The sequence below is a fragment of the Comamonas serinivorans genome (genome assembly GCF_002158865.1).
Classification (GTDB): domain Bacteria; phylum Pseudomonadota; class Gammaproteobacteria; order Burkholderiales; family Burkholderiaceae_C; genus Comamonas_E; species Comamonas_E serinivorans.
In genome coordinates, this window is sequence record NZ_CP021455.1 from 1,418,232 (window position 1) to 1,431,254 (window position 13,023).

The window sequence follows — 13,023 nt, forward strand, 5'->3', positions numbered from 1 at the left end:
CCCGTGTGTGGCCTGGGCCTGGCGCGGTGCCGCGGCGACGGTGAAGGGGCTGGGGTTGCACGCACTGGCTGCGCCGTCCTGTTCCTGAGCAGGGCCGACGCAGGCCATGCAGCCGCGGTGCCTGCCGGTGCAGGCAGCAACAGGTGCCCGTTCGTGCTGCTGCCTTCCACATCCTGAAGGCAGTATCCTGGCATTGCCGTTTTCTGAAAAATGGCAATGCCAGGATACTGGCCAATTCGAAGGGTTTCAGGGCGGTCTCTCAGCGTGGGCGCCAGACAGGCTCTGCGACCAGGCACCCTGGGCACACCGGTTCCGACATGCCCGCGTCAGGCCGGGCCGGTCAGCCGGGCGCTTCGGCGCCCAGCAACAGGCGCAGGCGCAGGTCGTCGCCCAACGGCAGCAGGTCGAGGAAGCGCCCACGCGGCGCTGCCGACACCGTGGCGAAAAAGGGCGGCTGCCCCACGCCGCTGGCTGCGTCGCGCGGGGGCGCTGTTGGCTCACCGGCCACGCCGGGTGCGGACTGGACCGATGTGGCCGCCTGCGCGTCCGTCACCGGCCCCCAGGCGCTGGCCCAGCCCAGGCCGCTGCCCAGCAGCGTGGGCGCGACGTAGGCGACGATTTCGTCCACCAAGCCTGCGCGCAGCAGCGCACCGTTCAGGCCGGCACCGGCCTCCACGTGGACCTCGTTCACCTCGCGCGCGGCCAGCGCGAGCAGCAGCGCGGCCAAGTCCACCTGGGGGCGAGGCCCGGGGCGGTGCGGCAGGTCCAGCAGGGCGGGCGGCGAGGCGGTCGGGCTGAGGTTGCCGTGGGCCGGCATCAACACCTGCCGCAAGGCCTGTTGGCGGGCCAGCCAGGCCGCGTGTCCCGGGGCGTGGAGCTCCGGTTCGGCCGTGGCGATCCAGACCGGGCGCTGGCCCAGGGTCAGGGCCTGCGCCGTGGGTGGCGTGCGCAGCTGGCTGTCGACGATGACCAGGGCCGGTTGGCGCGTGGTGCCCGGCAGGCGGACGTTGAGCAGCGGGTCGTCGGCCAGCAGGGTGCCGGAGCCGGTCAGGATGCAGCTGGCGCGCTGGCGCCAGCGCTGGCCATCGGCACGGGCGGCCTCGCCGGTGATCCACTGGCTGTGGCCATTGGGCAAGGCGGTGAAGCCATCGAGCGACGCCGCCACCTTCAGCCGCACCCAGGGACGGCCCCTCGTCATGCGGCTGAGGAAGCCGCGCATGAGTTCGCGCGCGGCCTCGGCGCCATCGCCCACCTCGACCTGCACGCCGGCCGCCACCAGGTGCGCGAAGCCGCCGCCGGCGACCCGCGGGTTGGGGTCGCGCAGGGCGGCAACCACGCGGCCGATGCCGGCAGCCGACAGCGCCTCGCAGCACGGACCGGTGCGGCCATGGTGCGCGCAGGGTTCCAGCGTGACGTAGGCCGTGGCACCGCGCACATCGTGGCCGCGCGCGGCCGCGTCCCGCAGGGCCATGACTTCGGCGTGCGGCCCGCCCACGGCCTGGGTGTGGCCTTCGCCCAGCACCGCGCCGGCCGGCGAGACGATGACGGCGCCCACGCTGGGATTGGGGTCTGAATGGCCCAACGCCAGCCCGGCCTGGTCCAGGGCGCGTTGCATCCAGGGCGAGGGCGGGGTGGTCAGATGGGGCATGGATCGGCAGAAAAGTGGAGTATGAGGTAGTGGCCGTTGGTCTTTAATCGGGATTGGCCTGATACTGGTGTGGATCGGTCGGCGATGCGCTGAATGGCGATTAACGCCCGGGCTGGCGTGCCCCGGGCTGGCGTGCCCCGGGCTGGCGCGCCCCGGGCTTGCGCAGGCCTTTGAGCGTGAAGCCCAGCGCCAGTCCGGCGCACAGGGCGGCCAGAAGCCAGCGCGTGGCGTCGGCGCCGATCAAGGCCTTCAGGCCGTCCAGCGTGGTGCAGTCGGGCTGGCAGACCACGGCCGGGTCGATGCCGGCCAGCAGGGCAGCGGTCACGCAGGCCAGCACGAGGCCGATCACCACGCAAAGCGCGCGCTGCAGCAGGTTTTGTTGAACGGGGGGGGGCAAGAGGCCTCCTGTGCGGGGCTCAGCGGCGGTTCAACGCCGCTGCGCGAGGGCCTGCGGATCGGCATGGGTGGCGCGGCGCACACCGCAGCGCCACCGGGCGTAAGCGCGAGGAGTCGCCACGCAGCCAACCGCCCGAGGCCGCGCCCACGCACCCGCGCGGCGGCGTGGAACGTGCACTCACAAGGGCACGCCGCGCAGGAACTCGCGGAAGGACTCGCCCACCTGCGGGTGCTTGAGGCCCAGCTCCACCGTGGCCTGCAGAAAGCCTTCCTTGCTGCCGCAGTCGTAGCGCTTGCCCTCGTACTGGTAGGCGTAGACGGCTTCCCGGCTCATGGCGCTGGCGATGGCGTCGGTCAGCTGGATTTCGCCACCGGCACCCGGCTTCTGGGTGCGCAGCTCCTCGAACACCTGCGGCGTGAGGATGTAGCGGCCCGCCACGGCCATGCGCGAGGGCGCGTCGGCCAGCTTGGGCTTTTCCACCATGCGCTGCACGCGCAGCATGCGCTCGCCCGCGGGCTGCCCGGCCACGATGCCGTAGCGGTGCACCTCGTCGTCGGGCACTTCCTGCACCGCCAGCAGCGAACGGCCCAGCTCGGAAAACGCCTGCACCATCTGCGACAGCACGCCGGGGCCGCCATCGAGGCCGGTCATCAGGTCGTCCGCCAGCAGCACGGCAAACGGCTCCCGGCCCACGATGGGCTCGGCGCAGAGCACGGCGTGCCCCAGGCCCAGCGAACGCGGCTGGCGCACAAAGGTGCAGACCATGTCGTCGGGCACGATGGAGCGGGCGACATCGAGCAGCTCGAGCTTGTGGGCGGCTTCCAGTTCGCTTTCCAGCTCGTAGGCGACGTCAAAGTGGTCCTCGATGGCCCGCTTGCTGCGGCCCGTGACGAACACCATGTGGCGCACGCCGGCGCCATAGGCCTCCTCGACCGCGTACTGGATCAGCGGCTTGTCCACCACCGGCATCATCTCCTTGGGGCTGGCTTTGGTGGCGGGCAGAAAGCGGGTGCCCAGTCCAGCGACGGGGAACACGGCCTTGGTGATGACGGTCATGGGTGTTTTGCGGTGAAAGAAAGCCACCAGGGCCATGCCAAAATGGTTCCCACGGTGCGCAGGGGGGCCTTGGGGCACGACGGGCGCGACAGCATGGGCAGGTGAGACGCATCGGGCATCTGCGGAGACACATTGGTGAGCGAATCCACAGCACACAGCCTTCACGAAGCGCATCCAGGCGCGCGGCCGTTGATGGCGAAAAACCCGCATATCTTACTGGTCCAGCCCCTGGAGGTGGCGGCCATGGACTGGCTCGCGGCCCGCCATCCGCTGGCCTACAAACCCAGCCTGCAGTACGACCGGGCCGCCCTGCTGCGCGAACTGGGCGAGGTGCGGGCCCTGGTGCTGCCCCCGCAGGTGCAGGTCAACGCCGAGCTGCTGGATGCCGCGCCGCACCTGCGCGTCGTGGCGCGGCTTGAAGAGGGCGATGCCAACACCGACCTGGAAGGCTGCCAGCGCCGCCGCGTGCGCGTGGTGCAGGCCGCCAGCGGCGTCGCGCGCGCCCAGGCCGAGTACGTGCTGGGCGCCCTGCTGCTGCTGATGCGGCGCGGCATGGGCGTGCGGCCGTTGAGCGCCAGTGCCGCCGAAGTCCCCGTCGTCCCCGTGGGGCGCGAGGTGCACGGCAGCACCGTGGGCCTGCTCGGCCTCACGGCCACGGCCCACGCCGTGGCGCCGCTGTTTTCGGCCATGGGCGCCAAGCTCATCGGCTACGACCCGGCCGTGCACCGCAGCTCGGAGTTGTGGGGCCGGCTGGGGGTCACGCCGCTGGGCCTGGCCGACCTGCTGGGGCGTGCCGACGCCGTGGTCTGTCTGATGGGCTATGCCTCGCGTTACCGCGGCCTGTTCAACGACCGGACCCTGGCCGACTGCCGCCAGGGCCAGTACTGGGTCAGCGTGAGCCGACACGAGCTGTTCGACCCCTCGGCCCTGGCCGACGCATTGCGCGCACGCACCATGGCCGCCTGCATCATCGATTCGGCCGATGCCAGCCTGACCGAGCCGGGCGCCGAGCTCGCCGGCCTGCCCAATTTCGTGCGCACCCCCGGTCTGGCCGACAACACCATCGAGACCAAGGTGCGCGAGAGCTGGTTCATCCTCGACCGCATCCACGAAATGCTGGATTTGCCCGATGCGGACTTCGACGGCCAGATGAGCACGCCCATGCCGCTGACGCTCTGAGCATCGGCGCGCAGGTTGGTCGACCAACCGGGCCTGGCGACGTGGGCGAACGCGCGCTGGCGGCGGCTGCCGCGCTCGGCTAAATACTCGATGCGGATGTGGGCGCTGCAGGCGAAGGCGGCCGAGCCGGCGACCATGGCCCGCATGACCCATGGGACCAGGACCGCAACGCCTGCAGGTGATCACTCCTGCCCGGGCTCATTCCCATGAGTGTAGGTGGCCCGTTGGTCGGCCATGGGTTCGCGCGGCCCGCAGCGCAACGACGCTTCTGCAGGTGCCGCGCTGACTCAGCCCACGCCTAGGCGCTGCTTCAGCGCCCGCGCAGGAACAGCGCATCGAGCTCGCGCATGCTCAGCTGGCGCCAGGTGGGGCGGCCGTGGTTGCATTGGTCGGCGCGGTCGGTGGCTTCCATCTGACGCAGCAGCGCGTTCATTTCGTCCAGCGTCAGCTTGCGGTTGGCGCGCACGGCGCCGTGGCAGGCCATGGTGGCCAGCAGCTCGTGCTGGGCGCGTTGCAGCACGGTGCTGGCCTCGTGCTGGGCCAGCTCGGCCAGCACGTTGCGCGCCAGCTCGATGGCGTTGCCGCCGCTGAGGCTGGCCGGCACCGCGCGCACGGCCAGGGTGCGCGGCGAAAACGGCGAGACCTCGAGGCCCAGCGCGCTCAGGGTGTCGACGTGCGCTTCGGCCGTGGCCACTTCTTCGGGCGTGGCGGCAAAGGTGGCCGGGATCAGCAGCGCCTGCGTGGCCACGGTGTGGCCGTCGATCTGGCGCTTGAGCTGCTCGTAGACGATGCGCTCGTGCGCCGCGTGCATGTCCACGATGACCAGGCCGGCGTGGTTCTCGGCCAAGACGTACACACCGTGGATCTGGGCCACCGCGCGGCCCAGGGGCCAGTCGGTGGCGGCTTCCGCGGCCTGAGCGGCTGGGGTCGCCGTGTGCGGACTGACGATGGGGGTGGGCGATTCAGGGGTATAGCTGGTCAGCCGTTCGTGGACAAACGACGATGCAACGGTACTGCCATTTTCATCGGCGAACTCGGCGTGCGGAGCCTCGCCCTGCGTGGAGCCTGCGGCCGGGGCGAAGTGGTCGGCATGCGCCGTGTCGCCGGCCGGCGATTCCGCGTCACTGGCCGACCCCGCCGGGGCTGCCGCCGTGGTGTCCGCGGCGTCCGGCGTGGGGGCGTCGGGTGTGGCTGCAGGCCGCCACAGCGCCTGCCAACCGGTGGACGCGGGCGCCGGGGGCTGGCTGAGGTTCATGCGGGCCTGCGACCAGGCGGGCGCGGCGGGCGGTGCCGCATCGTCCGCAGGCCGGGGCACCGCAGACGCGGCCTCGGTCTGGCCGGCCAGGGCGGCACGCGACGCGGCCAGCGCGTCGTCCACGGCGTGGCGAACGGCCTGGTGCACCTCGCGGCTGTCGCGAAACCGCACCTCGATCTTGGTCGGGTGCACGTTCACGTCCACACGGGCCGGGTCGATGTCGACGAACAGCGCGTACACCGGCTGGCGGTGCCCGTGCAGCACGTCTTCGTAAGCGGCGCGGGCCGCGTGCACGATGACCTTGTCGCGCACGAAGCGGCCGTTGACGTAGGCGAACTGCTGATCGGCACGGGCGCGCGCCACATCCGGCAGGCCCACGCGGCCGTGCACGCGCACGCCGTGCTGGGCGCCCAGCGCCTGGGCCGAGTGGTAGACCACGGGCAGCGAGTTGCGCAAAAAGTCTTCGCCCAGCACGTCGGCCAGGCGCCGGTCCAGCGCCGCCTCGCCGTGCTGCGCGCGCCACTGCGCGACCAGCTTGCCCTCGTGCCAGATGGCGAAGCCCACCTCGGGCCGGGCCAGCGCATGGCGGCGCACGGCCTCGAGGCAGTGCGCCAGTTCGGTGTTGTCGCTTTTGAGGAATTTGCGCCGTGCGGGCACGCTGAAGAACAGCTCCTTGACCTCGACCGTGGTGCCGGGGCTGCGTGCCGCGGCGCGCAGCTCGCCGGTGCGCGCATCCAGCAGGTGGCCCTGGCTGTCGTCGGCCGTGCGCGACAACAGCGATAGCTCGGAGATCGAGGCCACGGCGGCCAGCGCCTCGCCGCGAAAGCCCATGGTGCCGACGGCCTCCAGCTCGCGCAGGTCGGCGATCTTGCTGGTGGCGTGGCGCTTGAGGGCGATGGGCATTTGCGTGGGCGCCATGCCCATGCCGTCGTCCTCCACGCTGATCAGGCGCACGCCGCCGGCCAGCAGGCGCACGGTGATCTGCGTGGCGCCCGCGTCCAGGGCGTTGTCCAGCAACTCGCGCACCACCGAGGCGGGGCGCTCCACCACCTCGCCCGCCGCAATCTGGCTGATGAGTTCGTCGGGCAATTCGCAGATGGGGCGGCGCGGCTGGCGTGCCGGGCCGGCCGGGGGCGCAGCTGGCGCCGTGGGGGCCGCCGACGCGGGGGCCGCCCATGCGGTCAGCGGGCTGAAATCGAAGGTGTTCGCCATGGGGCGATTTTAGGGAGGGGCAGGGCGCACGGCGGCAGCAAGGTCAAGCGTCCGGGCCCGGGCTGACGCACCGCGGGAGGAGGCCGAATGCATGCGCGTATTGCCCTGGCGCGCCCAGCGCGGATCGAGCCTGTTCGTGGCATGACGCGCTCAAGCCGCGCGCATGCGCAGCGAACCGATGCCGCGGGTTGCTGCCCGCCAGGGCGGCGCTGTAGGCCACCCGGTGCATCGTCCCAGCCTGGCGCGGCGGCGGACGACGAGGTGGGGGCCGGCCGCGGGTCGGCGCCGGCCATCACCCTTGGGCACCGCGTTGACACCGGGGCTGGCTACCATCGGCCGCTGATTCATCAACCCGACGTGACAAGGACCCGACCATGGATTTGTTGGTGTGGCGCCATGCCCAGGCGCACGACGCGCGGCCCGGACAGGCCGACCTGGACCGTGCCTTGACCGCGCGCGGCCAGGTGCAGGCCGAGGTCGTGGGCGCGTGGCTGAACCAGCATTTGCCGCGCGACGCCCGCATCCTGGTCAGCCCCGCGGTGCGCACGCGGGCCACGGCGGCGGCGCTGAACCGCGCCTGGGACGTGGTGCCCGCGCTGGCGCCGGATCAGCCCGTCGAGGGCGTGCTGGCGGCCAGCGGCTGGCCAGAAGGACTGCCGGGCAGTGGGGCCACGCTCATCGTGGGCCACCAGCCGACGCTGGGTCAGGTGGTGGGGCGGGTGCTGGGCATGGCGGAGGGCTGTTCGGTGCGCAAAGGCGCGCTGTGGTGGTTGCGCCGCCGCGAGCGCGACGGCCGCGCCGAAACCGTGCTGATGACGGTGCTCAACCCAGACTGGATGTGACCGGCCGGCGCAGGCGCCGCTTGGCTTGGGCGCGCGTCGGGACCGATGTCGATGGCCAGCCGCTGGCCCCCTCGGTCATGCCCGCAAGCCGGGCCTCGCGCTCTTGCGCCTGTGCGGGCGCTCGGCCATGAACCGCAGACGATCGGCGGTCAGGTGGGTCACAACCAGCCCGGGGACGGACACCCGACCCTTGAGTGTCTTCAGCCCAGCTGCGACCGCTGAGACGTCCAAGGGCCTTGGACGGATTCAGGCCACTTCTTTGGAATTGAGGTATCGGGCTATTTCCGTCGGAGATGCGGACGCAAGCGGTCCATACTGCTCGGCAATTTGGCGGCAGCCGTCGCGTGCGGCCGCTCATCTGCTGATGAGCCACGCCAAGCGCCCTCAACGGCCTGCACAGGGCCGTTGGCACGCTGACTTGGAAGCTGGTCAGGGGCCGTCGCCCCGTCGGAGGACCGGTGACCGTCCGCTCGAAACGAGCCGCGCGGGGACAAGGGCGGCCCGCGTCAGCTCTCGGTTTCGAGCACCAGTTGCCAGGGCGAGCGCGCCCACATCTGCGCCTCTTCGTCCAGCAGGTGGGACGACAGCGGCCACTGCTGCGCCCAGGCGCGGGGCACGGTCAGCACCAGGCGGGCGGCGTTCTTGGTGCGGCAGCGCAGGCTGATGCCGCCCAGCACCGGGTCGCGCCGCGCATGGCAGAGGATGACGGCCAGGCGCATGCAGGCCAGCTGCTGCACCCACAGCGGGCTGGCCCAGTTGCCGATCATGTCGGTGCGCTGCAGCTTGCCGCGCTGGCTCAGCACCAGCTCGCTGATGCGCGACAGCTCGGGCGTGGCGAAGCCGGCGGCATCGGCGTTGCGCAGGATGTAGGCGCCGTGCTTGTGGTAGCCGCTGTGCGAGATGGCGGTGCCGACCTCGTGCAGCCAGGCCGCGCGCTCGAGCTCCTTGCGCCCCAGGGCCAGTTCGTCGGCGGTCAGCGTGGGCACGTCGGCCTTGGCGCGGGCCTGCACGCTGTCGAACAGGTGCATGGCGGTGTTGGTCACGCGGCGGGCCTGGGCGGCGTCCACGCCGAACTGCTCGGCCACGCGGTAGACGGTGGCGGTGCGCATGTCGGTGGCGTCGTGCTCGCGGTCGATCAGGTCGTACAGCACGCCCTGGCGCAGCGCGCCTTGTGCGGGGTAGAGCGTGTCGATGTCCAGCAGGTCGACCAGGGCGCTGAGCACGGCCAGACCGCCGGCGATGATGGGTTTGCGGTCGTCGCGGATGCCGGGCAGGTTCAGGGCCTCGGCCTGGCCGGCCTTGATGAGGCGGTCGCGCAGCCAGTCCAGCCCGGCGCGCGTGATGCCGCCCGTGGACTGGCCGGCGTTGACCAGGGTTTCGGCGACGGCCCCGATGGTGCCCGACGAGCCGTAGGCGCAGTCCCAGCTGTCTTTGGCGTACAGCTGGGGCACGTCGGCCAGCAGCGCCTTGGCGGCCATGTCGGCGGCGTCGAAGGCCTTGCGCGTGAGCTCGCCCTCGGGAAAGAAGCGCTGGGTCCAGCTGACCGAGCCGGCCTTGAACGATTCGGTCTGCTTGGGGCTGTAGGCGCGGCCGATGATGAGTTCGGTCGATCGGCCGCCGATGTCGATCACCAGGCGGCGTTCGTTCGACTGCGGCAGCAGCCGGGCGGCGCCGATGTAGATCAGACGGGCTTCTTCGCGGCCCGGAATCACCTCGATCGGGAAGCCCAGGATTTTTTCGGCCTGGGTGACGAATTCGTCACGGTTGGTGGCTTCGCGCAGGGTCTGGGTGGCCACGGCGCGCACCTGGGCGCGCGGAAAACCGGCCAGGCGTTCGGCAAAGCGGGCGAGGCAGGCCCAGCCGCGTTCCATGGCCTCGGGCGTGAGGGCTTTGGCGTTGGTCAGGCCGGCGCCCAGGCGCACGGTTTCCTTGACGTAGTCGGTTCGGTGAACCTGGCCCCGATCCAGGCGGCCGATCTCGAGGCGAAAGCTGTTGGAGCCCATGTCCACAGCGGCAAGTCGTGTTCCGTTGTCCATGTTGACCTTTGATGCGGCGCGCAGCATAGCACCCGGGCCAACCGGGGTCGGGCGCTGCAACGCACGGTGGCGCGCGTGCCGGGCCGCGTGTGCCGGCAGGGGCGCGGCGGCCGGCTGGCGCGGGCGGCGGCCTCACATTCCGACACCTTCATGACTGTCACAAACCTGTCATGCAACGTTCTTAAAGTCCCGTCATCTCCTCAACCGATCCATTCACGGACTCAAGGATTCGACATGAACACGACTCGCCAATTCGTTCTCGTGGGCCTCGCTGGCCTGGCCTTCGCAGGCGCCGCTTCGGCTCAGACGGTGACGGGCGCCGGTGCCAGCTTTCCGGCACCGCTGTATGCCAAGTGGGCGGCCGATTACAACAAGGCCACCGGCGCCAAGGTGAACTACCAGTCGGTGGGCTCGAGCGCCGGCATCCGCCAGATTGAAGCCAAGACGGTGGACTTCGGCGCCTCGGACGCGCCGCTGACCGACGAAGACCTGGCCAAGAAGGGCCTGGTGCAGTTCCCCACCGTGGTGGGTGGCGTGATCCCCGTGGTCAACATCCAGGGCATCAAGCCCGGTGAGCTGAAGCTGTCGGGTCAGGTGCTGGGCGACATCTACCTGGGCAAGATCACCAAGTGGAACGACGCCGCCATCGTCAAGCTGAACCCCGGCGTGAAGCTGCCCGATGCCGCCATCGCCCCCGTGCGCCGCGCCGATGGCTCGGGCACCAGCTTCGCCTTCACCAACTACCTGAGCCAGGTCAACGCCGAGTGGAAGTCCAAGGTTGGTGAAGGCACCGCCGTGAACTGGCCCACTGGCGCGGGTGGCAAGGGCAACGAAGGCGTGGCCGCCTTCGTGGGCCGCCTGCCCAACTCGATCGGCTACGTGGAATACGCCTACGTCAAGCAGAACAAGATGAACTTCGTGCAGCTGCAAAACGCCGCCGGCAAGTTCGTCAGCCCCGACGACACCAGCTTCAAGGCCGCCGCCGCTGGCGCCGACTGGGCCAAGTCCTTCCACCAGATCCTGAACAACAAGCCCGGCGATGCCTCGTGGCCCATCACCAGCGCCACCTACATCCTGATGCACAAGGAGCAGATCAAGCCCGAGCAGGCTGCCCAGGTGCTGAAGTTCTTCGACTGGGCCTACACCACCGGCGACAAGGCCGCGACTGACCTGGACTACGTGCCCATGCCCGCTGAAGTGAAGAAGCTGATCGCCGAGCGCGCCTGGAGCCAGATCAAGGACGCTTCGGGCAAGGTCCTGGCTGCCAAGTGATCTGATCAGTATGCCGATGTTTTCGATGCCTCAATATCAAGAACAAAGGCATACCTCATCAACAATCTGCATGAATCATGCAAGGCTGGCGACTGGCGGTATCGGTCCCAGCCTGGCGGTTCACGCGGCCTCTCCTCACCCCTCAAGAAGACCCCCGCCAGGACCTGAACGCTGCAGCCGTCAGCCTCCTGCACCCACCCAAGGCAGGTATAAAACGTGTCTTCCTCCATCCCCGTGAGCTCGCTGCCCGCCGAGGCCGCACCTCCGCGCAGCCCGTCTGCCATGACCGCACCTCAACCTCCGCGCCAAGCGCGCACCGGCCCCTTGGCAGACCGCGTGTTTGCAGGGCTGGCCAAAGGGGCAGCCCTGCTGACCCTGACCCTGCTCGTGGCCATCATGGTCACGCTCTTCATCGGCGCCTGGCCCGCCATCAAAGAATTCGGCCCCGCCTTCCTGACCAGCGCCGTCTGGGACCCCGTGCAGAACCAGTACGGCGGCCTCGTGATGATCTACGGCACGCTGGTCACCTCGTTCATCGCGCTGCTGATTGCCGTGCCCGTGAGCTTCGGCATCGCCCTGTTCCTGACCGAGCTGTCGCCGGCCTGGCTCAAGCGCCCGCTGGGCATCGCCATCGAGCTGCTGGCGGCCATCCCCTCCATCGTGTACGGCATGTGGGGCCTGCTGGTGTTCGCCCCCATCCTGGCCACCTATGTTCAGCAGCCGCTGCAGGGCTGGTTCGGTGGCGTTCCCGTGCTGGGCGCGCTGTTCGCCGGCCCGCCGGTGGGCATCGGCATCCTGTCGGCCGGCATCATCCTGGCGATCATGATCATCCCGTTCATCGCCTCGGTGATGCGTGACGTGTTCGAGGTGACGCCCGCCATGCTCAAGGAGTCCGCCTATGGCCTGGGCTCCACGACCTGGGAGGTCGTCTCCAAGGTCGTGCTGCCCTACACCAAGACCGGCGTCGTCGGCGGCATCATGCTGGGCCTGGGGCGCGCCCTGGGCGAAACCATGGCCGTGACCTTCGTCATCGGCAACATGAACCAGCTCAGCTCGATCTCGGTGTTCGAAGCCGCCAACTCCATCACCTCGGCCCTGGCCAATGAGTTCGCCGAAGCCGGCCCTGGCCTGCATCAGGCCTCGCTGATCTACCTCGGCCTGGTGCTGTTCTTCATCACCTTCGTGGTGCTCGCCCTGTCCAAACTGATGCTCAATCGCCTGGAGAAGGCCGAAGGGAGCAAGTCATGAGCCAATCGCTGACCTCGCCGGCCACGCTGTCGCTGTACCGCCGCCGCAAATTCGTCAACAGCATCGCGTTGACCCTGTCCATGGGCGCCATGGCGTTCGGCCTGTTCTGGCTGGCCTGGATCCTGTTCGAGGTGCTGCACGCCGGCATCTCGGGCCTGAGCGCGGCCACCTTCACGCAGATGACGCCCGCACCCAACGCCGAAGGCGGTGGCCTGGCCAACGCCATCTACGGCTCGCTGCTCATGGTGCTCGTCGCCACCTGCATCGGCACGCCCATCGGCACCATGGCCGGCATCTACCTGGCCGAGTACAGCCCGCGTGGCACGCTGGCCGGCGTCACCCGGTTCGTGAACGACATCCTGCTGTCGGCCCCGTCCATCGTCATCGGCCTGTTCATGTTCGAGATGGTGGTGGTGCGCATGCACGGCTTCTCGGGCTGGGCCGGCGGCCTGGCCCTGGCGCTGATCGTGATCCCCGTGGTGATCCGCACCACCGAGAACATGCTGAAGCTGGTGCCCACCGGTCTGCGCGAAGCCGCCTACGCCCTGGGCACGCCCAAGTGGAAGGTGATCCTGGCGATCACGCTGCGTGCGGCCCGTGCCGGCGTCATCACCGGCATCTTGCTGGCGGTGGCCCGCATCGCCGGTGAAACGGCCCCGCTGCTGTTCACGGCGCTGAACAACCAGTTCTGGAGCTCGAGCCTGTCGGAGCCGACGGCCAGTCTGCCTGTGGTGATCTTCCAGTACGCCATGAGCCCTTACGAAAACTGGCAGCAGCTGGCGTGGGCGGGGGTGTTCATCATCACCGTGGCCGTGCTGGGCCTGAACATCCTCGCACGCTTCCTGACGCGCAAGAAAGACTGATGGCCCTGCCGGATC

10 protein-coding genes are annotated in these 13,023 nt (G+C 69.9%); 5 read left to right on the forward strand and 5 right to left on the reverse strand.

Annotated elements, in window-relative coordinates:
- Positions 1–340 precede the first annotated feature (340 nt).
- The 3 genes from ribD to galU all read right to left on the reverse strand — a co-directional run bounded on the left by ribD (position 341) and on the right by galU (position 3,101).
- On the reverse strand, positions 341–1,648 hold the full coding sequence (ribD, locus tag CCO03_RS06050; protein ID WP_087278588.1) for a bifunctional diaminohydroxyphosphoribosylaminopyrimidine deaminase/5-amino-6-(5-phosphoribosylamino)uracil reductase RibD: 1,308 nt from the start codon (positions 1,646–1,648) through the stop codon (positions 341–343).
- A gap of 100 nt (positions 1,649–1,748) precedes the next feature.
- Entirely contained in the window at positions 1,749–2,045 is a 297-nt protein-coding gene (locus CCO03_RS06055) for a hypothetical protein (protein ID WP_087278591.1), read from the reverse strand.
- 177 nt (positions 2,046–2,222) lie between these two features.
- On the reverse strand, positions 2,223–3,101 hold the full coding sequence (galU, locus tag CCO03_RS06060) for a UTP--glucose-1-phosphate uridylyltransferase GalU (protein ID WP_087284272.1): 879 nt from the start codon (positions 3,099–3,101) through the stop codon (positions 2,223–2,225).
- Between the two features lie 243 nt (positions 3,102–3,344).
- Between galU and CCO03_RS06065 the strand changes: the two genes are divergently transcribed.
- Positions 3,345–4,280 (forward strand): NAD(P)-dependent oxidoreductase, encoded by a 936-nt coding sequence (locus CCO03_RS06065; protein WP_157667527.1) that lies wholly within the window; start codon positions 3,345–3,347, stop codon positions 4,278–4,280.
- A 310-nt stretch (positions 4,281–4,590) separates the two neighbouring features.
- On the opposite strand, the gene mutL is transcribed toward CCO03_RS06065, so the two are convergent.
- Positions 4,591–6,747, reverse strand: coding sequence for a DNA mismatch repair endonuclease MutL (gene mutL / locus CCO03_RS06070; protein ID WP_087278597.1), 2,157 nt, complete (start codon positions 6,745–6,747; stop codon positions 4,591–4,593).
- A 374-nt stretch (positions 6,748–7,121) separates the two neighbouring features.
- On the opposite strand from mutL, the gene CCO03_RS06075 reads away from it, so the two are divergent.
- A complete protein-coding gene (locus CCO03_RS06075; protein ID WP_087278600.1) occupies positions 7,122–7,589 on the forward strand; it encodes a SixA phosphatase family protein in 468 nt (155 codons plus the stop codon).
- 506 nt (positions 7,590–8,095) lie between these two features.
- Here CCO03_RS06075 and ppx read toward each other — a convergent pair.
- Positions 8,096–9,625 carry an exopolyphosphatase gene (gene ppx / locus CCO03_RS06080; protein WP_087284275.1) on the reverse strand — a complete coding sequence of 510 codons (1,530 nt, stop codon included), beginning with the start codon at positions 9,623–9,625 and terminating at the stop codon, positions 8,096–8,098.
- Between the two features lie 234 nt (positions 9,626–9,859).
- On the opposite strand from ppx, the gene pstS reads away from it, so the two are divergent.
- The 3 genes from pstS to pstA all read left to right on the forward strand — a co-directional run bounded on the left by pstS (position 9,860) and on the right by pstA (position 13,008).
- Positions 9,860–10,897 carry a phosphate ABC transporter substrate-binding protein PstS gene (gene pstS / locus CCO03_RS06085; RefSeq protein WP_087278603.1) on the forward strand — a complete coding sequence of 346 codons (1,038 nt, stop codon included), beginning with the start codon at positions 9,860–9,862 and terminating at the stop codon, positions 10,895–10,897.
- A 282-nt stretch (positions 10,898–11,179) separates the two neighbouring features.
- Positions 11,180–12,145 (forward strand): phosphate ABC transporter permease PstC, encoded by a 966-nt coding sequence (gene pstC, locus CCO03_RS06090; RefSeq protein ID WP_087284278.1) that lies wholly within the window; start codon positions 11,180–11,182, stop codon positions 12,143–12,145.
- Complete coding sequence (pstA, locus tag CCO03_RS06095) at positions 12,142–13,008, forward strand: phosphate ABC transporter permease PstA (protein WP_087278606.1); 867 nt, start codon at positions 12,142–12,144, stop codon at positions 13,006–13,008. The genes pstC and pstA overlap by 4 nt, the downstream gene beginning before the upstream one ends.
- The last annotated feature ends 15 nt before the right edge of the window (positions 13,009–13,023 follow it).

Excerpts from the sequence above, each read along its gene's own strand:
- pstS (WP_087278603.1), top strand. The coding sequence starts at position 9,860 with ATGAACACGACTCGCCAATTCGTTCTCGTGGGCCTCGCTGGCCTGGCC.
- galU (WP_087284272.1), bottom strand. The coding sequence starts at position 3,101 with ATGACCGTCATCACCAAGGCCGTGTTCCCCGTCGCTGGACTGGGCACC.
- CCO03_RS06065 (WP_157667527.1), top strand. The coding sequence starts at position 3,345 with ATGGACTGGCTCGCGGCCCGCCATCCGCTGGCCTACAAACCCAGCCTG.
- mutL (WP_087278597.1), bottom strand. The coding sequence starts at position 6,747 with ATGGCGAACACCTTCGATTTCAGCCCGCTGACCGCATGGGCGGCCCCC.
- pstA (WP_087278606.1), top strand. The coding sequence starts at position 12,142 with ATGAGCCAATCGCTGACCTCGCCGGCCACGCTGTCGCTGTACCGCCGC.
- ribD (WP_087278588.1), bottom strand. The coding sequence starts at position 1,648 with ATGCCCCATCTGACCACCCCGCCCTCGCCCTGGATGCAACGCGCCCTG.
- CCO03_RS06075 (WP_087278600.1), top strand. The coding sequence starts at position 7,122 with ATGGATTTGTTGGTGTGGCGCCATGCCCAGGCGCACGACGCGCGGCCC.
- pstC (WP_087284278.1), top strand. The coding sequence starts at position 11,180 with ATGACCGCACCTCAACCTCCGCGCCAAGCGCGCACCGGCCCCTTGGCA.
- ppx (WP_087284275.1), bottom strand. The coding sequence starts at position 9,625 with ATGGACAACGGAACACGACTTGCCGCTGTGGACATGGGCTCCAACAGC.